The sequence below is a fragment of the Bacillus sp. DX4.1 genome (assembly GCF_030348195.1).
In the GTDB taxonomy this organism is placed as follows: Bacteria; Bacillota; Bacilli; order Bacillales; family Bacillaceae_G; genus Bacillus_A.
The window spans coordinates 4,210,935-4,231,213 of record NZ_JAUCFT010000008.1; the positions used below are offsets into that span (position 1 = coordinate 4,210,935).

Genomic DNA, 20,279 nt, shown 5'->3' on the forward strand with positions numbered 1-20,279 from the left:
TATTGTTGCTTTCCTTCTTTATCTCATTCATATAAATTGAAACTTTGAGCGGTGGGGGTTTTCTTCATCCCCCACTGATCATTAGCCCGTACGAATCCGGCTTTTTCGGGCAATTTATCCCCGAGCTAACCTCTTTTCTTGTAGAACTTTGAGGTGGGGATATTATCGCTCGTTAATACGGGATGAAATGCAGTAATATAGAACTACATTGGCAAATTAGTAAACAAGAAAAAAGTAAAAAGAATCCGCTCCCTAAATAGAGAGCGGTCATGTATCGTTACAAACGAAACTAGCCGTGGGGGGGATGTAGCCCCGCAGATGGAAGTTTCACCTTATTTTGCTAGTTCATAAATTGCTTCTGCATAAATCGCTGTTGCTTTTAATAAATCTTCAATTTCAATATATTCATCTTTTTGATGAGCAAGTTCTTCTTTTCCAGGGAACAACGGACCAAATGCTACACCTGCTTGTAATGAACGAGCATATGTACCACCACCAATCGCTAATAGTTCCGCTTTCTCTCCCGTTTGCTCCTCGTATACACGCTGTAATGTGCGAATTAACACATGCTCTTTATCAACATGATGGGGGCGCGAATTAGAAAAATCAGCTACTTGGAAATCTTTTGTGCTAACATAGTCTCTTAGTTTTTGCATTGTCTCTTCAAAATTTGTTGTTACCGGATAGCGTACATTTAAACCTAGTTTACCGCCTTCTTCTTTCGTATAAGAGAGACGACCTACATTAACTGTTAGCGGCCCGCTAATCTCATCTTCATAAGCAATGCCTGCTTTTTCTCCAAGTGTATCATCCGTAAATGTTTCAGCTGCAAATGCAGCAAATGATGCACCTTTTCCATCAAGAGCAATCTTTTTTAAAAAGTTGGCTAGCAATAAACCAGCATTTTCTCCTTTTTCAGGCGTAGAACCGTGTGCTGAAATTCCTTCTGCTTGCAATGTAACAGTATTTCCTTCTACATTTGCCGCGCCTGTTTTCCCAGCTTTCTGTAAGTATTGTTCATACGCAGCTTTAGCTTTTGCCACGTTCTCTCCTGCAAGAACTGCTTCCGCAAAGTCTGGAACCATGTTTAAACGACGACCAGAAGAGAATGAAACTAATTCATATTCTCCACCTGTTGTTTCCGTATGATTTTGCACAACTTGTATATCAGAAATCCCTTTTTCAGCATTAATAATTGGAAAATCTGCATCTGGTGCAAATCCCATCGTTGGCATTTCTTCATGTTTAAAATAATGATCTACACACTTCCAATTACTTTCTTCATCCGTTCCTAAAATCATGCGAACACGTTTAGAAAGTGGTAATTCTAGTTCTTTTACAATTTTCATTGCATAATAAGCCGCCATTGTCGGCCCTTTATCATCAATTGTACCACGTGCAAAAATCTTTCCATCACGAATATCCGCGCTATAAGCAGGCGTTGTCCAACCGTCTCCTTCTGGCACAACATCAACATGACAAAGAATACCGATTAGTTCTTCTCCTTGTCCCATTTCAAGATGGCCTGCATAGCCTTCTAAATTTTTGGAAATAAACCCATCTGTTTCCCCTTTATGTAACATGAAAGATAATGCTTTGGCTACACCATCTCCAAACGGTGCACCCTCTTTTGCTGTTTCTTCTTCCCATACACTTTTAATTTGTAAAAATTGCTGTGCATCATGAATCATTGCATCTTTTCTCTTTTCAACTTCTTGTGTCCAGTTAATTGCTGACATAACCCTTTCACCTTCTTCTCTATTCTCTCTCTCATCATAGCAAACGAAAATCTCTTATGCCAATACGAGTGTATTAGATAACGAATGATTTTAATATTTCAGATAATTTTCATTAGTTTTTCTTTTATTTTTCTAAAAAATTTTGCAGGAATTTGACGTTTTACGTAGAAATTTATGTGGTAGTTGATACGAGAGACATAGAATATCAGCTACCAATATTTTCAGATTTCATTATTTGTTAAACTTTTGTAAAATTTAAGTAAGTTAGAGCATGAATTTTGTCAGATGGAGTACAATGTAAGTAAAGACCTTCTTTCCTGAATGGGTCAAAAAAACTAGTAGAGGAGCGGTTTTCTCTTGAAACCTACAACTACTCGTATGCTAACACGCATTAAATCAATTTATATGTACATTAACGAAAATGGTACGGTAACGACGAAAGACCTTGTAGATGAGTTCGGGATCACACCACGAACGATACAACGTGATCTGAATGTGTTGCAGTTTAATGAGCTCGTGTATAGCCCTTGCCGCGGTAAGTGGACAACAACAGGAAAGAAAGTGAGAATGACTTCGTAATGTAAATAATTGTATCCAAAATATAATACATACCCCTTTCTAACAATTAAGAAAGGGGTTCTTTTTATTCTTTGGAATCGGTCTCAATACGGAACTCTTTCAGCATTTCCACTTCTTCATCTGTCAATTCACGATATTCACCAAGTTCTAATTCTTCATCTAACACTAAAGGTCCCATCTCTGTTCTCTTTAAATAGACAACTTTTTTTCCAACAGCTTCAAACATACGCTTCACTTGATGGAACTTTCCTTCTGTAATTACAAGTTCAATTTCAGAGACGTCATCGCTTTTTAAAATCGTAAGATATCCTGGCTTTGTTTCATAGCCATCATCTAAAATAACTCCTCTTTCAAATGCCTCTACATCTTCTTCCGTTACTTTCCCAGCTATTTCTGCATAATACTTTTTCGGTACGTGTTTTTTCGGAGCTAACAATTGATGTGCTAGCTTCCCGTCATTTGTTAATAAAAGAAAACCTTCTGTATCAATATCAAGTCTTCCTACTGGAAACGGATCAAAAATAGCATCTTCCAATTCTAATAAATCAACAACTGTTTCATGATTCTCATCTTCTGTTGCTGAGATTACACCTTGAGGTTTATGCATCATTAAGTAGACAAATTCTTTATACTCAATAGTCTCACCGTGAATTGTAACTTCTTGTTCTTCTACATTCACATGAAATTTCGCGTCTTTCACCGATGTCCCGTCTATTTTCACAACACCATCTTTTAATAATTTCTTTACTTCTTTTCTACTACCATATCCCATGTTTGCTAATAATTTATCTAATCTCACTTCATTCACCTTCTTTATTTATCATAGAAAAAGGGGACGTTATTACGCCCCTTTCGCTTTTATTTTCAATTTTAGTTTACCGCCAAGTTTGCGCTGAATCTTTTCTAAAAACTCTCCGCCAAATACTCTTTCAAGTACACCTGTACGAAGTGCTAAATATCCATATACACCAGCACCAAATATTGCACAAACTGCAACGGTAACAAGAGCTGCAAAGCGGCTTGTCTCATATGGAAGTATGAAAGAAAGCATCCACCCTGATAGTTTAACAGCAATAACCATTGTAACTGTCAATACTGCAATTTGGAATGTTCTCTTATATACAACACCAAATGAGTAGTGTGCGTATTTTCGAATTTGTTTATTCGTATACCAAATGGAAGCTAAGAATCCAACACCTGTTGCCACGACCGCCCCAATTGGTCCAAAATAACGAATCAAAACAACATTACCTAGAAACTTTAAAATAACTCCCATACCAAGAGCAATGATTGCATGTTTTTGTTGGTTAATGCCTTGCAAGATTGCCGCTGTTACTGTAAATAAAGCAAATAACAAAGCAACTGGCGCATACCACATGAGTATTTGTCCACCTAACGGATCAGCTTCGTAAAAAGCTGTATAGATTGGATAAGCCAGTGTAGAAATGCCGACAACTGCGGGTAATGTTAGAAACATATTTGCCTGGAATGTTTGCGTAATCTGTAGTTTCAAATATCGAAATTGTCTCTCTGTAAATGATTTTGTAATAGCTGGGACAAGCGTTAAACTAAATGCTGTCGCAAGTGAAACTGGAATCATAATTAATTTATGGGTCCACATTGTAAAAATACCAAGAGCTCGCTCTGCAATGTCACCTTGTCCAATCGCTTGCATAATCGAGTTAAACGTCAGTGTATCAATTTGTTGATACAGAGGAATCGTTAAACCAACCACAACATACGGAATCGCATAAGCAAATAATTCTTTAAATAATTGAACTGTACTTACTGTCGATTCTGGTGCGGTTTGTTCAATCAAATATTGATCTAAATGATTTTTGCGTTTCATCCAATACCAAATTAGTACACCGAGTGCACCAACTGCTGAAATGAAAGCTGCAAACGTCGCAACCCCAACAGCTGCCGCTACCGATCCGCCTATAACTTTAATCACGATAAAACTACCCGCTAATAAAAAGACAATACGAATAATTTGTTCAATGATTTGCGAAACGGTCGTTGGTCCCATTGATTGGTGACCTTGGAAATAACCACGAATTAAACTTGCTGCCGGTACAACAATAAGTGCAAAACTAACGAGACGAATAATCATCGTAACGTCTTCTATACTATTGTGTAAACTTTTTTTACCAAGCATTGCCTCTGCAAATAATGGTGCAGTCATATAGAGCACTAGGAAAGAAAGTATTCCAGTTATAATCATCATGATCATTCCCGAACGGAACATTCTCCGGCTCGTTTTATAATCTCCAAGTGCATTATATTTCGAAACAAACTTGGAAACGGCAAGCGGTACCCCGGCCGTTGCGATACTTAAAAAGATGGTGTATGGAATATACCCATACGTATATAGCGTTCCGCCTTCTGTGCCAACTAATGCATGAAACGGAAAGACGTAAATCATGCCTAAGAACTTTACTAAAAATGTTCCTAGTGTCACAATAAGCGTTCCGCGTAGAAATTTTGAATCGGACATATAATGTATCCTCCTACATATAAAAAACGCTGAACTCTAACTTTTGTATTGTACCACAATTTCTCATAGAAACAGTACTTCACCTTATTTTTCTTTTCAATGAAAACATGCTATTCTTTTAGGCAGTGAATGAAGAAAATGAGGTTGATATACTATGCATTATGATGTTATTGTCATCGGCGGCGGTCCTTCAGGATTAATGGCCGCTATCGGTGCTGCTGAAGAAGGCGCACGCGTCTTGCTTCTTGATAAAGGGAATAAACTTGGACGTAAACTTGCTATTTCTGGTGGTGGACGCTGTAACGTTACGAATCGTTTACCACTTGATGAAATTGTCAAACATATACCAGGAAACGGACGCTTTTTATACAGTGCTTTTTCTATCTTTAATAATGAAGATATTATTCAATTCTTCGAGAAGCTTGGTGTACAGCTAAAAGAAGAAGATCATGGTCGTATGTTCCCAGTATCAAATAAAGCACAATCTGTTGTTGACGCTTTATTAACAAGAATGAAGGAACTAGGCGTTACGATGCGTACCAATACACCTGTTCAAACAGTAGAATACGAAAATGGGCAAACGAAAGCTGTTGTGCTGCAAACTGGTGAGGTTCTTGAAACAAAACATGTGGTTATCGCTGTTGGCGGAAAATCCGTACCTCACACAGGTTCCACTGGAGACGGATACGCTTGGGCTGAAAAAGCTGGGCATACCATTACAGAGCTTTTTCCAACTGAAGTACCCATCACTTCTAATGAACCATTTATCCGTGAACGTACACTACAAGGATTGGCTTTACGTGATGTAACACTAAGCGTATTAAACCCAAAGGGAAAAGTTGTTGAATCACATACGATGGATATGCTTTTTACCCATTTCGGTATTTCTGGACCTGCCGCTCTTCGCTGTAGCCAGTTTGTTATTAAAACGATGAAAAAGTTTAAAACAAATACTGTGCAAATGAGCATCGATGCACTGCCAGACGAAAATAGTGAACAGCTCTTCCAGCGCATGATGAGACAAATTAAAGAAGAACCGAAAAAAGGAATCAAAAATGTTTTAAAAGGCTACGTTCCTGAACGTTATTTCTTGTTCCTATTAGAGAAAAATGAAATCGACGGTAGTGGGCAGGCCGGACAAACTTCTCATGAGAAAATCCGCGCACTTGTCAAAGACTTCAAGGAATTTACGTTAACAGTAAACGGAACACAGCCGCTTGAAAAAGCATTCGTTACAGGTGGTGGTGTCTCTGTAAAAGAAATTCATCCGAAAGAAATGTCTTCCAAACTAATGAATGGATTATACTTCTGCGGAGAAATTCTAGATATTCACGGATATACAGGTGGATATAATATTACTTCTGCTCTTGTCACTGGTCGAATCGCCGGAACAACTGCAGGGCAAAACGCGAAAATACAGTACTAAAAAAGAAACATGGGTGGATTCTTTCCACTCTTGTTTCTTTTTTGTTGCTTTATATAGCTTAGTACCTTTATATTTTATAATGTTGAATATTCGAAAAGGGATAAAGTGAAACTTCCATCAGTGGGGGAGTTTCTTCATCCCCCATTGATGGTTAGTTAAACGAATCGGGCTTTTACGGGCAGCTGTCCCTCACCTATCTTCCTCGTTTCTCTCTGAACCTTGAGGTGGGGGGATTATTGCCCGTTAACGCGGGGCAAAGGGGAAATTATATGAGAAAAAAAATCATGATATCTTTAATGTTAATGACGTTCCTTTCTGCTGTTGAAGGAACGATTGTTAGTACAGCTATCCCTCGTATAACGAGTGATTTATCTGGCGTTGAACTTGTTAGCTGGGTATATGCGATCTATATGCTAGCAACAGCTGTCTCGACTCCAATCTATGGAAAGCTAGCCGATTTATTCGGACGTAAAAAAATGCTGCTAATTGGTGCAGCTATCTTTTTAATCGGTTCTGCGCTGTGCGGAGTCGTGACGTCTATGGAGCAATTAATTCTCTTCCGCGCTCTGCAAGGTATAGGTGCCGGTGCCGTTATGCCAATTACAATGACGATTATTGGTGATTTATATAGCGAGGCGAAAGACCGTGCAAAAGCACAAGGCTGGATGAGTGCTGTTTGGGGCGTTTCAGGTGTTGTTGGACCGTTAGTAGGTGGATTTTTAGTTGATTCCCTTTCTTGGCGCTACATCTTCTTCTTAAACGTTCCATTTGGAATTCTTGCTTGCGCCATGATTGTAATTTCCTACAAAGAATCGATTAAACCAGCAAAGCACCATATCGATTATCCTGGTGCTCTTATCTTCTCACTTAGCACAATTGCTTTACTATATGCACTCTTAACGGGAAGCAGTAAGCAAAACTGGGGAGACATAACGATTATTGGACTATTATTATTTGCGGTTGTTTCATTTATCGTTTTCTTATTCATCGAGAAAAAGTCTCCGGAACCATTAATTCCGTTAACACTTTTCTCTAATCGTACGTTATCCACTGTAAACATATTAACACTTATTGCTGGTGCGATGATCATTAGTATTACAATGTATCTTCCAATTTGGAGCCAAGGTGTATTAGGAAAAAACGCTACAGAAGCTGGCCTTATTCTTATGCCGATTCCCGTTATGTGGACAGTCGGTGCTATTCTTTCTGGTAATTTAGTTGGTAAGTTACAAACAAAGCAAATTATTTTACTGGGAGCCAGCATCTTATCAATTGCTACCTTCTTATTGTTTACATTATCGACTCATTCACCAGCATTTCTTATTTATGTTGCAGTAGGGCTCTTCGGTTTAGGAATGGGGCTCATTACACCAATTTACATGGTAACGATTCAAGCAGCTGTCCCAGCTCATACACGCGGAACAGCAGTCGGTTTAAACACATTTATTAATACATTTAGCCAAACACTAGGTGCAGCTGTCTTTGGAACAATCTTTAATACGATGATTCATGCACGAGGCATCAAAAACCTTGATCTCGTATCTTCTGGAGGTCATGGGACTGCAACGAACGTAGTAACAGAATCACAAGAAGCATTAGCTTCGAGCGTGCATGTTATTTATATGTCAACATTCGTATTAGCACTGCTTACATTATTCATCGGATGGCTCATGTTAAAACCAGCTACAAATAAAACGGAAGCTACCGGACAATAAAAAAGAGGATGATCGTTTGTAACGATCATCCTCTTTTTATGTATCGGCGGAAATCATATATATATCGGTGTTTCGACACAACATATCGACTCTTCGACAATATACACCAACACCTACTCTTCATTTTCAACCACATGTTTAAGCATCGACAACTTATTATTCCAAAATTGCTCGTAAAACGAAAGCCACTGTTTTAATTCTGCTAACGGTTCAGGTTGTAACCGATACAACTTTTCTCTTCCTACCTTTTTTCCACTTACTAATTTCGCTTCTGAAAGAATGTGAAGGTGCTTCGCAACGGCTGTACGACTCATCGGAAAATGAGCTGTTATTTTAGAAATCGGTAATTCTTTTTCAATCAATAACCGGAGTACTTCTCGGCGTGTTGGATCAGCAATGGCTTGAAAAACATCATATTTTGCTGCTGATGAGGACACTTATCCTTCAACAACCTTTTTCAGTTTTTCATTTACAATTGCTACCCAGCCATTGCCCATTCTATCGCGAATCACAGAGCTTTTCTCGTTCGCTTTCGGAAGAATTGCATCAGGTTGTTTCCATCCGCCATGAATAAGAGTGAACTCCGTCTTATCGCCTAATTCTTTTAGAACAAATGAAATCACCCAACCATCTGTATCCCAGGAAAAAGATAAACGATGAGGTTCATCAATTTCTAACACCTTACATGGAGATGGTCCAAAAGGTGATTGCACATGAAATTCATGTCCTACCTTTGGCTCAAAATCATTTGGCATAAACCAAGACGCAATGCCTTCCGAAGTAGATACCGCACTCCATACTTTTTGAATAGACGCTTCAAGAATAACCGTTTGCTTAATGTCTTGTAATGTATTTTGATGATTTGTTTCCATAATAGCTCTCCTTCATTTTCACTTAAAATATAACACCTTTTGGTTTTATTTTTTTATAATATAACACCTTTTAGTTTCACGTCAAGATATGTCTATATGAAAAGAAATGAGTCATTTTGTTCCATACGAAGCCCAATAATGATTTCACTGCATTACATCTCTTTTTCAAATACATGATCTGTTCGTTCCACCACTTTTTTTGAATCAATAGCAGTCTTCCTCTAACTCATGTTTTCATTCATACAACTTCTTCATATACTTCTCAATGATTGTTGAGAAATTCTCAACATTTTTCAACAGGACAAACACCCTGCTCAACATTTCCTCATAATATACTCACAAAAGCAGTTCAATAAAAAAATTCTCTTCGTACGAAATCTCTTCATTCATACTGAGAAATAGTAGGCCATATTTTGCTCTTAGCATTAGTTTGTAACCTCGCTGCCTTCCCTCGCGACAAAAACATACTTGCATGGGCGAGATATGTGTAAATAACAGAAGAGGTATACTCTACAACCCATATAAACATTTTTGTATTCCCCCCCTCTTTGGAGGAAATTACTACCTGCTTATGCGGGATAAATGAAGGAGATGGCTAACATGTACTATTGCATCAACTGCTCTGAAATTCATAATGAAAAAAATACTAGGGATAAAATCTTTAAAAACGGCTTTTATATCGATCCATTTTTAGGAGAAATGTACCATTTAGGAATGTGTAATACTGAAATAACACAAGAAAGTCAAGATGATTCGCTAACTAAAACAGAATATCCACAAACGATTATGAACGACTTGCCAATCCATATAACTTCCCCTTAAAAACATAAAAAAGAGCTGGCTCCCCAGCTCTTTTTTATGTTTTATATACAACCATCGCCGAAAAACAATAAATTTGATTTTCATCATCATTAATGGATACAGCCACTTGATATTTAATATCTACTACTTGTTCGTCATTCATTTTCTTCAAAAATGTATTCACTGCATCTTCCAAATCTTTTTCGTGGCTTTCATCAAACATTTTTACGCGAATCATATTAACACCATCCTAGATCGCAGCCCTCTACTGCCGGATTCCTACCACGGTGCGTATCTATGATGCGATAAAACTTACCATCTTCATATAAGTATCCTTCTTCTAACACATATTGCTTATCTTTAGTATAGACATAAAACTTACCAATCATAAATGTACTAGAATATAATTCCAAATAATCCGTTTTAAATTTTGCAACTACCTTATTCGTAATATCAATTTTAATTGTGCGTCCCACCTTCAACCCTCCTTTCGAAAAAGAACGGATTTAGATTTATTTTATTAGCGATTTTATATTTTATGAATAAAAACCCATCATGACTCTTTGTCTTTTTTCCTATATGCATCCCTCTCCTCATTCTTTTGACATTTGCACTTCTTGACAAAATAAAACCTTCTTTTTCTTCATCTTCGCCACGTTTTTAGATGACATTTTTACCACCCAACATAACAAATAAAAAATATGCAAAATGATCACAAAAAATATTTGACATCAATATCAAATTCATGATAATATAATAAATTTGATATTTTCAGATTCGTATGTTATACTTGAGAAGGTTACCACATATGGAGGTGGATGATTTGTTTCAAATTGGTGATAAAATTGTTTATCCCATGCATGGGGCAGGTGTAATTGAAGCGATCGAGGATAAAGAAGTGTTAGGAAAAACACGTCAGTATTGTGTTATCAACATGCTCATTAGTGATATGCAAGTGATGATTCCTATGGATAAAGTCGAAAGTTCAGGCATACGTTGTATTGTCGACAAAGATACATTAGAAAATGTATTATGTGTCGTTCACAATGGAGAACCAGACCACTCACTCTCCTGGAAGCAAAGATATACGATAAACATGGAAAAAATGAAAAAGGGCAAAATACAAGAAGGCGCTGAAGTGGTTCGTGATTTAATACATCGAAATAAAGAGAGAGCGCTAAATGCGAGTGAGAAACAAATGCTAGATAATGCACGAAAAATTTTAATTAGTGAAGTTGCACTCGTACAAGACGTCTCTGAAAATCAAGCAACTGATTTGTTATATGATACGATGAATCATTAAAAAAACGTTTCCTATTTTTCAAATAGATAGAAGCTTTATATGTAAACTAAAAATAGCTGAAAGCTATTTTTTTTTGCATATAAAGCTTCTAAATAGAAAAAGATGCCTGTATCAGTGATCATACAGACATCTTTTTCTATTTTCTCTAAACGAATCATCCATACCGATGAGTGACAATCGCTTATTCTATTTTCTATTATTTACGATTCAACATCATTAACAACTTTTCTTGACTATACATCCACACTGTAATAATTAAACAAGCAAGTGCGACTTCTGATAACGCCATAAATCCAATCGCATAATGACCTGTTAATTGGAATAATAGGGTTAAAATTAATGGTGGGAAGAAACCACCTAATCCTCCTAAAGCTGAGACAAGTCCATTCACGATTCCCGCTTGCTCAGAAAAGTACATCGGCACAAGTTTAAAGATTGTTCCATTCCCGATTCCCGCACAAAACGCGACAAGTAAACAACCAAATGTATATACGTTCATACTTGGCATAAACGATAAAATGATACCTGATAACGTTAAACCAATAAATACAAGCATTAATATTTTAAAAGCATTAAATTTATCGCCGAGCCATCCACCAATCGGACGCATTACTGTTGCTAATAAGATGAATCCAGCTGTCCGCATGCCTGCATCTACTTTTTCTAATCCAAAGTGAGATACTAAAAAGTTTGGTAGATATACTGTAAATGCAACAAACGATCCAAATGTTAAAAAGTAGAAAATACATAAGAACCAAAGCTTTTCATTTTTGTATACACCCTTTATTTGTTCCATTAATGGTGTATTCACTTTTTTCTCCTTGCGATCACCTAATAAAAAGTTCATAAGTGCAAACACAGCAAGTAAAATTAAATAGCACTGTACAGTTGTTCTCCAACCAAATGAAGTTGCAATCACAGGTGCTAAGAAAGAGGTAATTGCTGTTCCAGCGTTACCCACACCATAAATCCCATTCACAAAACCGTGACGCTCTTTCGGATAATATTTCGGCAAGGACGTTACACCAACAGAAAATACAGCTCCGCCAACTCCTACAAATAAACCACCAATAATTAAATCCATCATAGTACTCGCAGTACTAATATAAAAGACAGGGAATAATAAAATAATAAAGCTTATAAAAAATAATTTTCTTGCTCCGTAACGATTAGTCCAATAACCAATTGGGATCCGAAGTACCGATCCTAAAATAACAGGTACTGCTGTAACAAGGGAAATTTGTCCTACCGTTAACGCAATGTCTACTTTAATAAACGGCATTAACGAAGATAAAATCACCCATACCATAAAACCAATAACAAGATTAGAAGTTTGTAAACCTAACTGAAAATTCGGACTTCTCATCCTTTCCGCCTCCTATTTTGTTCAATATTTCACAATGTATATTGTTTCCCTCCTGTCTAATCATGATAGAGCATGATTAGACAGGAAAAAATCAACCACCGCTCACTGGTGGAATCAATGCTACAACATCACCAGCTTGTATTTTGTCATCTTCATTTGCATATTCTTCATTTACAGCAACCATAATCTCCCCTGAAACTGCTATATGATGTTCCTTTGTAAGGATATCTTTTAATTCTGCAACGGTAATATTTTCACAATCTATTTTTAGCTCATTTGTTCCCGCTTCTTCTTGCAAATGCGCAAATAATAATACTTGAATCATTTCCTCATCTCCTTTCCCGGTTCTCCGTTTGGATACGGTGTTTTTTCTAATTGATCACCAATCCATGAATCGCCATCTTCCCAAAACTCCTTTTTCCAAATCGGAACAATTTGTTTAATGCGTTCCATGATGTATTCATTTGCTTCATAGGCTGCTTTTCGGTGCGGTGTTGATACAGCAACAACAACGGCAATATCAGAAATTTGCAATGTACCGATGCGATGTGTAATCGCAACATGTGTCCCAGGCCATTTCTCTTTCACCTCAGCACCAATTTTCGCAAGCATTTTTTCTGCCATTGTATGATAAGCTGCGTACTCTAAATATAATGTACGACGCCCTTTCGTAAATTCTCTCACAGTGCCAATAAAAGTTGTCACAGCACCGCATTCACGACGAATCACTTTATTTGTTACCTCTTCAATCGAAATAGGTGTATCTATTACTTCATAATGCGTTTGTGTCATTTTGCACCCCTTACCATTTGGACGAACCATTCCATATATAATTCTTCCTCTTTTATATGAAATGTTTTATATGTTTTTTGTAGCCTTTGTGTAATTCCATTCCATGTAATGACTGCCATCACATTCTCTACTTTATCTAGCAAAGCAAGATCTTCATCTGTTCGAAGCAACACTATCTTTGGATACGTTTCTTTTTTGTACCCTTCAATCAAAATCATGTCTACTTCGAAAAATGTATATAAACGAATGATTTCTTGTAAGGACCACTTATCATGAAGAGCAGATAGTGATAATAATCCCGCTCCTTCTACGCTACTCACGACAGCCCCCGCCTGTAAGTGGCGTTCACTATCTTTTTTCGGTACTTCCGGATAGCCACCATGTCCGTGATGCTTAATTGTGGCCACTTTCATTCCTTCATATGTCAAAGCTTGAATCAGCTTCTCCATAAGCGTCGTTTTCCCGCTATTTTGATAACCTACTATTTGTAAGATTGGAGCGGTTCTGCCCACGGCCACTCACTTCCTTGGCTCGATTCTAGTAACAATACCGAAACTGGCATTCCTGCCTCAAACCCCCTGGTTCCTCCTGGCAATACAATAAAAGCCGTCGCATCTGCAAGAGAAGAAACCGCGCTTGATTTATCTAAACCAACTGGCATCGCTTGCAACTGACCATTGATGATTTCTACTTTTCCTCTTACAAACCGTGTAAATGGATTTGCTTTTGAAAAGTCTTTCTGTAAGATAGCGTCTGCGCGATATGCATGTGGTTTTTTCACATGAAGGAACGTTTGAATAATCGGATGAACGAATAACTCAAATCCAACATAGCAGGCAGATGGGTTACCAGATAAGCCGAATAACAGTTTTCCATTTACTTCAGCTACCGTTGTTACACTACCTGGTCGCATCGCTATTTTATTAAAAAGAACATTGGCATTTAACTTTTCGTAAATAGCAGGCAAGTAATCATAATCACCTACCGAAACACCGCCGGTTGTAATAAGAATGTCTACTTCATCAGTCGCTGCTTTCACAGCCTCATAGCAAGCTTCTAAATTATCAGCAAGTTGTCCATAATACCGTACTTTTCCGCCAGCTCTAGCAATTTGAGCTGCAATCATATATGAATTGCTATTTCTAATCTTTCCTGGTTCAAGCGGTTCATGTACATCTAACAGCTCACTTCCCGTTGTGACAATCCCAACAATCGGCTGTTTGATAACCTTTACTGAGCTATAGCCAAACGTTGCCAAAAGTGCGGCTACACCTGGATTAATTGCCGTACCTTTTTCTACAAGTACATGATTTTGTTTTACATCTTCACCTTTGAATGAAACATTATCACCATTTGCGAAGGTGCGCTTTAGCTTCATGTATGTTTTTCCGCTTCTTTCAAACCCTTCCGTGAGTTCTAACATCACAACTGCATCACAGTCTTCTGGAATGGCTGCTCCTGTCATAATCCGAACAGCTTGAAAGGCCTTCACTTCGTCTGTAAAAACAGCGCCAGCTCCAATCTCACCTATTACCTCAAATTCAATTGGGTGATCGCCACTCGCCTCTTTTGTATCTTCCGCCCGAATCGCAAATCCATCATATGGAGAGCGATCGAAATGCGGGACATCGTGATCTGCTACAACATCTTCCCCAAGAATTCTTCCATAGCTTTCGATAATAGAAACCTTTTCTGTTTTACCTTGCTGCGCATATTTCATCACACGCGCGACTGCTTCAGCAACAGGAATTGGAAATCGTTTTTCTAGCATTCTTTTTCACCCCATATTTGCAAAATATCACATCTTGGTTACACTTTATATTGTACAATGCTAATCATACTAGCAATTACTTCAAGGAGGAATTCCATGTCTTCATTCACTCATTTTAATGACCAAGGTCGTGCCAAAATGGTCGATATTAGCGATAAAAAAGTTACAGTGCGAACAGCAATTGCATGCTCTAGCATCCTTGTTACGAAAGAAATTTACAATAAAATCTCTCATAATGAAATTGGAAAGGGCGATGTATTAGCAGTCGCACAAATTGCGGGTATTATGGCCGCGAAACGCACTGCTGATATTATCCCAATGTGTCATCCCTTACTTTTAAAAGGAGTAGATGTCTCCTTCAATTGGGAAATTACTGAAGAGCAACACCGTTTACGAATTGAAGTAAAAGTAAAAACTGAAGGTAGCACCGGTGTTGAGATGGAAGCTTTAACGGCCGCTTCTGCAACAGCTCTTACTGTGTATGACATGTGTAAGGCCGTTGATAAAGGCATGGTTATTGGCGAGACATACCTGCTTGAAAAAACAGGTGGAAAAAGTGGAGATTACGTAAGAAATTCACTTTCCTAACTCGTCCCTTCTCCCCGAACCTAAAGGACATTCCTTTAGGTTCATCCTATATAACGGGCATATAATCGCTTGGCAACTTGCATATCATTTGTCCCATGAATAAATGCCCTACCATCTGTAAATAGAACAAAACGATATTCGTCAATCGGAAACGACAATAAATACGGTGTCGTTTTTACATCCACACTTTTTTGTAAGCGCTTTTTAATTTCTTCTAAATTAAAAAGTTGCGGTATCCCTGGGCGGATTTGAACCGTATTTCGGCCACATAGTACCTCTGTTTTCGTCTGCGATTCAAACGTTAAACTTGGATACGTACGCAGCTTTCCGCAAGATGGGCATGTATCCTTTTTCTGTCTGTTTACTTTAAACGCCATATGTTGATTATTCCAAAGGTCGAATGATAACATCGTTCCCCGCAGTGACTGAAAATCTTCTACTAATATTTTCAAAGCTTCTGTCACTTGATGCGCAACGACCATTTGTACAGCTGGTTGTATAATTCCGGCCGTATCACATGTTGCTCCGCTCGTTGGATGTTCCATCAAACAACGAAAACATGGTGTTTTTCCTGGAAGAATTGTATATGTGACCCCGTAGCTTCCAACGCATCCTCCGTATATCCAAGGAATATTGTATTTTTGTGAAATATCATTTATAAGAAGGCGTGTATCAAAATTGTCGGTCGCATCTAGTATTAAATCCACACTCTTGATTAACTTTTCCATTTCTTGCACTGTAACGTCTGTTACGACTGGTACGATTTCTACTTCAGAATTAATCTTCCCTAAATGCTCGGCCGCTGCAACTGCTTTCGGCTTATACTGCTTTGCATCTTCTTCTGTATATAACTGCTGTCGCTGTAAGTTGCTCCACTCGACATAATCGCGGTCAGCAATCGTCAGTTTTCCAATTCCTGCTCTGACAATCGCTTCTGCATTTGCCGCTCCGAGTGCACCAGCACCGATAATAAGTACATGCTTCTCTCTTATCTTTCGTTGCCCGTCTTCACCAACCCCAGAAAATAATATTTGCCTTGAGTAACGCTCCTGCACGCTTCATCCCCCTTTCTTTATCCTCCGATATAAGACATTTCAATTTTTGGACGATTTTTTGCAGTTTCTTCCGTTCGTTCATCTGAATACCGATCTTTTCGGTATCTCCATACATCTTGCACTATCTTTAATAAATCGGAATCAGAAATATCTTCTCGAAGAAGAGTCCGTAAATCTGTTCCTTTCGTTGCAAACAAACATGTATAAAACTTACCGTCTGCCGAAAGCCGTGCTCTCGTACAAGAAGAACAGAAAGACTCAGAAACTGAAGTGATAAATCCGACTTCTACATCACTTCCAACATAACGGTAACGCTTGGCAACCTCTCCAAAATAATGGGGTTCAGCAGGTTCAATTGGGTATACTCGGCCGATTTTCTCAATCAATTCTTGTTTCGTAATCACCTGTTCAAAATTCCATCCGTTCGTACTACCGACATCCATAAACTCGATAAAGCGAAGCGAAATTTCCTGTTCTTTGAAATAAGCGGCCATCGGAAGAATTTGACTATCATTCATTCCCTTTTTCACAACCATATTTACCTTTACTTCAAGTCCTGCCGCTTTTGCTGCCGCAATCCCTTTTAGCACAGGTTTTGTACTAATATTCCGGCCATTAATTTTGCGAAATACATCATCTTCTATCGCATCTAAACTAACATTCACTCGTTGTAATCCTGCTTCTTTTAACGCCTTCGCTTGCTTTGTTAAGTGAATACCGTTTGTCGTCAGCCCAATATCCGTTAAACCCTCAATCTTCACAAGCCGTTCAATGAGCTGCGTTAAGTCTTTACGCAGTAATGGTTCACCGCCCGTAAGCCTAATTTTCTTTACGCCCATGCTAACAAACAATTTTGCTAATCGTTCAATTTCATCGAATGTAAGCAAAAATTCCTCTTGTAAAAATGCATACTCAGGCCCGAACACTTCAGCTGGCATACAATATGTGCACCGAAAGTTACAACGATCAATGACAGAGATGCGTAAATCTTGAAGTGGACGTTGTAAGGAATCTCTAATCTTCTCGCGCATCGTCACCCCTCCTTTTCTGCTAAATTCATATCTATCTTCATTCTATTATAATATATTTTTAAACTGCGATGTTTCTGCTCAAGTTCTTTATTGATTTTCCTTTTTTTATGTGCCTTCATCATAAAAAAGAAGAGCGATATACGTTGTGACATTTCTCACATTGCATTCTCCATTCAAAAAATCTTCACAAATCCGTTCGAATTTTGTTCACATTTCTATGCGAATTACCTTTTACAAATTGAAACTTCTTATATATCTTTTCCTTACACTCATTTTTTTAAATATATAAATCCATTTTGATTTTTTGACATATAAGCCGCGGCTGTGGATAACAAAAGGTGACCTGCACTCGTTTTCTCTCTTTGTTTTCACTATGTCTGGGCAAGAAAAGGATCTGACCGCTTCTATGCATGGCCGGATGCTCTCTCCCACCTAAAAAGAAGGGTTTTATGTCGGTTTTTTAATTTGTATTTATATAGAAACCTTGAGACCTCACAATCCCAAGACAGAAGTTTATATTATATGAAATTTTTCAACTTATTATGAAAGATGAGGAAATATCTATTCTGTATCCATTTGTATTTGTGCGCGATACTGATCTCCCCAATCACGTATCATTACAATAATTGGAATTAACGACTTTCCAAATTCCGTTAATGAATACTCAACCTTCGGCGGTACTTCTTTATATACTTCACGGTGGATAACGCCATCAGCCTCCAATTCTCTTAATTGTCTTGTTAACATCCTTTGAGTAATACCAGGCATCAATCGTAAAAATTGATTAAAGCGAATTTCCCCATTAATTAAATGAAATAAAATAACTCCTTTCCATTTCCCACCGATTACATCTAACGTTAATTCTACCGAACAACGATATATATCTTTATTTTCCATTTCTTCACTCTCCATTAGTATACAAATTGATACTATATGCTAAAAATGTGCGTACTTACATCATTCATTGTACTATTGTAGAATCTATTTTGTAATCAACTTACTAAAAAAAAGTAAATTATCAAAGGGTGGTTATCTAAATGGAACATACAAAAGAAGAAATTTTAAAAGCTTATCACTTTAGACATGCGTGTAAAGAATTTGATGTAAATAAAAAAATCTCTGATGAAAATTTTCATTTTATTTTAGAAACTGGTCGCCTTTCTCCAAGTTCATTTGGTTTCGAACCTTGGAAGTTTGTTGTGATTCAAAATCAAGAGCTTCGCGAAAAACTTCTCCCTGTATCCTGGGGTGCTCAAAAACAATTACCAACAGCGAGCCATTTTGTTGTTATATTAGCTCGCAAACAAGAAGAGATGCGCTATAACTCTTCCTATATTTCAAACTTCATGAAACATGTTCAACACCTTCCTGAGGAAGTCATCACAATGAAAAGTGGTGTTTATAAGACATTTCAAGAATCCGATTTTCACTTATTAGAAAGTGATCGCGCAATGTTTGATTGGGCTTCTAAGCAAACATACATCGCTCTCGGTAATATGATGACTGCAGCTGCTCAGATTGGCATTGATTCTTGTCCAATTGAAGGATTCAATAAAGAAAAAGTAGCAACGGTTTTAAAAGAAGAAGGGATTATTTCAGAAGATACATTTGGAGTCTCTTGTTTAGTTGCTTTCGGTTATCGTACAGAAGAACCACAGCGTGAAAAAACTCGTCAAACAATGGATCAGGTTGTTGAATGGATCAAATAATCTAAAAATGCGCTTGCTCACAGATAAAAATCAGCTTATCGCTTATACTATATTGAAAATATTTCTTGCATTTTTACCATAATTACATCCACAATAGGGGATAGACTGCTTTAAGAAGAAAGGTGCTTGCTGTGACAAACCATACGGCATTATCGAAAGATTTAAAAGAATTACTTGCATCTGTTGAATATAAAATGCAGATGAATAAAGGAAGTTATATTTTCCAAGAAGGTATGGAAGCGAACGAACTCTATATCGTTCACTCTGGAAAAGTGCAGATTAGTAAAATTAGTGCTGACGGGCAAGAATTAACACTTCGCATTTGTTCACAGCATGATATTATCGGGGAATTAACATTGTTTACGGAGAATGCAAAGTATTTATTAAATTCGAAGTGCCTTGAAGACGTTGAGGTGGGAGTCATTAAACGGGATGCCTTAGAAAAGGCATTGCTCCAAAAGCCCACTCTTGTATTTGAATTTATGAAATGGATTAGCGAACATCTCAGAAGAATGCAAACAAAATTCCGTGATTTAGTGTTACATGGCAAAAAAGGCGCGCTGTATTCTACCCTTATCCGTATGACAAATAGTTATGGTGTTTTAAAAGAAAATGGGATTCTCATCGATTTACCCTTAACAAATCAAGAGCTTGCGAACTTTTGCGCAACCTCACGTGAAAGCGTAAATCGAATGTTAAATGATTTAAAAAAACAAGGTACCATTTCTATTTATAAAGGAAAAATTACCATTCATGATTTAAAATTCTTAAAATGTGAAATTGCTTGTGAAGATTGTCCTACCTCTGTTTGTAGTATTGAGTAGCCTCTCTATTTGAGATGTTACTCTTTTTTTCTGTCTCCTTTACTCTACATAAAAAAATCCTTCTGTGATGTGTAAAAAATCACAACTTTTTGGAAATCTTTTGATACTGATCTGATTTTTGACAATCTGTTGAACTGTGATAGATATCACATCCCTATTTTGCACGCTCTCTTATAGTAAAAGTAAGCAAGAGAGACGTAATAAAGGAGTG

Annotated in this window: 23 protein-coding genes; 8 read left to right on the forward strand and 15 right to left on the reverse strand. The window is 37.5% G+C overall.

The features are described 5' to 3' along the window. Positions 1-332: 332 nt before the first annotated feature. Positions 333-1,739 (reverse strand): dipeptidase PepV, encoded by a 1,407-nt coding sequence (gene pepV / locus QUF99_RS24450; protein ID WP_289373556.1) that lies wholly within the window; start codon positions 1,737-1,739, stop codon positions 333-335. Between the two features lie 357 nt (positions 1,740-2,096). On the opposite strand from pepV, the gene QUF99_RS24455 reads away from it, so the two are divergent. Then, positions 2,097-2,318 carry a DeoR family transcriptional regulator gene (locus QUF99_RS24455; protein ID WP_000805512.1) on the forward strand — a complete coding sequence of 74 codons (222 nt, stop codon included), beginning with the start codon at positions 2,097-2,099 and terminating at the stop codon, positions 2,316-2,318. 64 nt (positions 2,319-2,382) lie between these two features. On the opposite strand, the gene QUF99_RS24460 is transcribed toward QUF99_RS24455, so the two are convergent. Beyond that, positions 2,383-3,117, reverse strand: coding sequence for a pseudouridine synthase (locus tag QUF99_RS24460; protein ID WP_289373558.1), 735 nt, complete (start codon positions 3,115-3,117; stop codon positions 2,383-2,385). Between the two features lie 42 nt (positions 3,118-3,159). Further along, complete coding sequence (locus tag QUF99_RS24465; RefSeq protein WP_289373560.1) at positions 3,160-4,815, reverse strand: putative polysaccharide biosynthesis protein; 1,656 nt, start codon at positions 4,813-4,815, stop codon at positions 3,160-3,162. Between the two features lie 154 nt (positions 4,816-4,969). Between QUF99_RS24465 and QUF99_RS24470 the strand changes: the two genes are divergently transcribed. Then, positions 4,970-6,241, forward strand: coding sequence for a BaiN/RdsA family NAD(P)/FAD-dependent oxidoreductase (locus QUF99_RS24470; RefSeq protein ID WP_289373561.1), 1,272 nt, complete (start codon positions 4,970-4,972; stop codon positions 6,239-6,241). 269 nt (positions 6,242-6,510) lie between these two features. Continuing rightward, positions 6,511-7,956 carry an MDR family MFS transporter gene (locus QUF99_RS24475; RefSeq protein ID WP_289373564.1) on the forward strand — a complete coding sequence of 482 codons (1,446 nt, stop codon included), beginning with the start codon at positions 6,511-6,513 and terminating at the stop codon, positions 7,954-7,956. A gap of 113 nt (positions 7,957-8,069) precedes the next feature. On the opposite strand, the gene QUF99_RS24480 is transcribed toward QUF99_RS24475, so the two are convergent. Further along, positions 8,070-8,393 carry an ArsR/SmtB family transcription factor gene (locus QUF99_RS24480; RefSeq protein WP_289373566.1) on the reverse strand — a complete coding sequence of 108 codons (324 nt, stop codon included), beginning with the start codon at positions 8,391-8,393 and terminating at the stop codon, positions 8,070-8,072. Further along, entirely contained in the window at positions 8,394-8,828 is a 435-nt protein-coding gene (locus QUF99_RS24485) for an SRPBCC family protein (RefSeq protein WP_289373568.1), read from the reverse strand. Positions 8,829-9,428: 600 nt separating this feature from the next. Here QUF99_RS24485 and QUF99_RS24490 point away from each other — a divergent pair. Then, a complete protein-coding gene (locus QUF99_RS24490) occupies positions 9,429-9,650 on the forward strand; it encodes a DUF3973 domain-containing protein (protein ID WP_289373569.1) in 222 nt (73 codons plus the stop codon). A gap of 34 nt (positions 9,651-9,684) precedes the next feature. Here the strand turns inward: QUF99_RS24490 and QUF99_RS24495 are convergent, their stop codons facing one another. Beyond that, the gene (locus tag QUF99_RS24495) at positions 9,685-9,867 is read right to left on the reverse strand and encodes a sporulation protein Cse60 (protein WP_289373570.1); all 183 of its coding nucleotides are present in this window, start codon (positions 9,865-9,867) and stop codon (positions 9,685-9,687) included. Position 9,868: 1 nt separating this feature from the next. Then, on the reverse strand, positions 9,869-10,105 hold the full coding sequence (locus QUF99_RS24500; RefSeq protein ID WP_289373572.1) for a DUF2553 family protein: 237 nt from the start codon (positions 10,103-10,105) through the stop codon (positions 9,869-9,871). A gap of 332 nt (positions 10,106-10,437) precedes the next feature. Here QUF99_RS24500 and QUF99_RS24505 point away from each other — a divergent pair, with 332 nt between their 5' ends. Further along, positions 10,438-10,932, forward strand: coding sequence for a CarD family transcriptional regulator (locus QUF99_RS24505; protein ID WP_289373573.1), 495 nt, complete (start codon positions 10,438-10,440; stop codon positions 10,930-10,932). 196 nt (positions 10,933-11,128) lie between these two features. Here the strand turns inward: QUF99_RS24505 and QUF99_RS24510 are convergent, their stop codons facing one another. The 5 genes from QUF99_RS24510 to QUF99_RS24530 form a co-directional block, all read right to left on the reverse strand. Then, positions 11,129-12,298: a nitrate/nitrite transporter gene (locus tag QUF99_RS24510; protein WP_289373574.1), complete on the reverse strand. Its 1,170-nt coding sequence runs from the start codon at positions 12,296-12,298 to the stop codon at positions 11,129-11,131. 91 nt (positions 12,299-12,389) lie between these two features. Further along, positions 12,390-12,623, reverse strand: coding sequence for a molybdopterin converting factor subunit 1 (moaD, locus tag QUF99_RS24515; protein ID WP_289373576.1), 234 nt, complete (start codon positions 12,621-12,623; stop codon positions 12,390-12,392). Beyond that, entirely contained in the window at positions 12,620-13,090 is a 471-nt protein-coding gene (locus QUF99_RS24520) for a molybdenum cofactor biosynthesis protein MoaE (protein ID WP_286122328.1), read from the reverse strand. Before QUF99_RS24520 ends, moaD begins: the two co-directional genes overlap by 4 nt. After that, entirely contained in the window at positions 13,087-13,608 is a 522-nt protein-coding gene (gene mobB, locus QUF99_RS24525) for a molybdopterin-guanine dinucleotide biosynthesis protein B (protein ID WP_289373578.1), read from the reverse strand. Before mobB ends, QUF99_RS24520 begins: the two co-directional genes overlap by 4 nt. Continuing rightward, positions 13,572-14,861: a molybdopterin molybdotransferase MoeA gene (locus tag QUF99_RS24530; protein ID WP_289373580.1), complete on the reverse strand. Its 1,290-nt coding sequence runs from the start codon at positions 14,859-14,861 to the stop codon at positions 13,572-13,574. Before QUF99_RS24530 ends, mobB begins: the two co-directional genes overlap by 37 nt. Before the next feature lie 96 nt (positions 14,862-14,957). Between QUF99_RS24530 and moaC the strand changes: the two genes are divergently transcribed. Next, positions 14,958-15,449, forward strand: a complete 492-nt coding sequence (moaC, locus tag QUF99_RS24535) for a cyclic pyranopterin monophosphate synthase MoaC (protein WP_286122331.1) — start codon at positions 14,958-14,960, stop codon at positions 15,447-15,449. A 41-nt stretch (positions 15,450-15,490) separates the two neighbouring features. On the opposite strand, the gene QUF99_RS24540 is transcribed toward moaC, so the two are convergent. From QUF99_RS24540 to QUF99_RS24550, 3 genes are all read right to left on the reverse strand, one after another. Further along, positions 15,491-16,504, reverse strand: a complete 1,014-nt coding sequence (locus tag QUF99_RS24540; protein ID WP_289373582.1) for a molybdopterin-synthase adenylyltransferase MoeB — start codon at positions 16,502-16,504, stop codon at positions 15,491-15,493. 17 nt (positions 16,505-16,521) lie between these two features. After that, a complete protein-coding gene (gene moaA / locus QUF99_RS24545) occupies positions 16,522-17,535 on the reverse strand; it encodes a GTP 3',8-cyclase MoaA (protein WP_289373584.1) in 1,014 nt (337 codons plus the stop codon). A gap of 561 nt (positions 17,536-18,096) precedes the next feature. Then, the gene (locus QUF99_RS24550) at positions 18,097-18,432 is read right to left on the reverse strand and encodes a winged helix-turn-helix transcriptional regulator (RefSeq protein ID WP_289373586.1); all 336 of its coding nucleotides are present in this window, start codon (positions 18,430-18,432) and stop codon (positions 18,097-18,099) included. A gap of 140 nt (positions 18,433-18,572) precedes the next feature. Here QUF99_RS24550 and QUF99_RS24555 point away from each other — a divergent pair, with 140 nt between their 5' ends. Next, on the forward strand, positions 18,573-19,244 hold the full coding sequence (locus QUF99_RS24555) for an NAD(P)H-dependent oxidoreductase (RefSeq protein WP_289373587.1): 672 nt from the start codon (positions 18,573-18,575) through the stop codon (positions 19,242-19,244). A gap of 131 nt (positions 19,245-19,375) precedes the next feature. After that, entirely contained in the window at positions 19,376-20,068 is a 693-nt protein-coding gene (locus QUF99_RS24560) for a Crp/Fnr family transcriptional regulator (RefSeq protein WP_289373589.1), read from the forward strand. The last annotated feature ends 211 nt before the right edge of the window (positions 20,069-20,279 follow it).

Coding starts and splice junctions, on each gene's coding strand:
- pepV (WP_289373556.1), bottom strand. CDS start 1,739: ATGTCAGCAATTAACTGGACACAAGAAGTTGAAAAGAGAAAAGATGCA.
- QUF99_RS24465 (WP_289373560.1), bottom strand. CDS start 4,815: ATGTCCGATTCAAAATTTCTACGCGGAACGCTTATTGTGACACTAGGA.
- QUF99_RS24470 (WP_289373561.1), top strand. CDS start 4,970: ATGCATTATGATGTTATTGTCATCGGCGGCGGTCCTTCAGGATTAATG.
- QUF99_RS24475 (WP_289373564.1), top strand. CDS start 6,511: ATGAGAAAAAAAATCATGATATCTTTAATGTTAATGACGTTCCTTTCT.
- QUF99_RS24485 (WP_289373568.1), bottom strand. CDS start 8,828: ATGGAAACAAATCATCAAAATACATTACAAGACATTAAGCAAACGGTT.
- QUF99_RS24490 (WP_289373569.1), top strand. CDS start 9,429: ATGTACTATTGCATCAACTGCTCTGAAATTCATAATGAAAAAAATACT.
- QUF99_RS24495 (WP_289373570.1), bottom strand. CDS start 9,867: ATGATTCGCGTAAAAATGTTTGATGAAAGCCACGAAAAAGATTTGGAA.
- QUF99_RS24505 (WP_289373573.1), top strand. CDS start 10,438: ATGGAGGTGGATGATTTGTTTCAAATTGGTGATAAAATTGTTTATCCC.
- QUF99_RS24510 (WP_289373574.1), bottom strand. CDS start 12,298: ATGAGAAGTCCGAATTTTCAGTTAGGTTTACAAACTTCTAATCTTGTT.
- moaD (WP_289373576.1), bottom strand. CDS start 12,623: ATGATTCAAGTATTATTATTTGCGCATTTGCAAGAAGAAGCGGGAACA.
- QUF99_RS24520 (WP_286122328.1), bottom strand. CDS start 13,090: ATGACACAAACGCATTATGAAGTAATAGATACACCTATTTCGATTGAA.
- QUF99_RS24530 (WP_289373580.1), bottom strand. CDS start 14,861: ATGCTAGAAAAACGATTTCCAATTCCTGTTGCTGAAGCAGTCGCGCGT.
- moaC (WP_286122331.1), top strand. CDS start 14,958: ATGTCTTCATTCACTCATTTTAATGACCAAGGTCGTGCCAAAATGGTC.
- moaA (WP_289373584.1), bottom strand. CDS start 17,535: ATGCGCGAGAAGATTAGAGATTCCTTACAACGTCCACTTCAAGATTTA.
- QUF99_RS24550 (WP_289373586.1), bottom strand. CDS start 18,432: ATGGAAAATAAAGATATATATCGTTGTTCGGTAGAATTAACGTTAGAT.
- QUF99_RS24555 (WP_289373587.1), top strand. CDS start 18,573: ATGGAACATACAAAAGAAGAAATTTTAAAAGCTTATCACTTTAGACAT.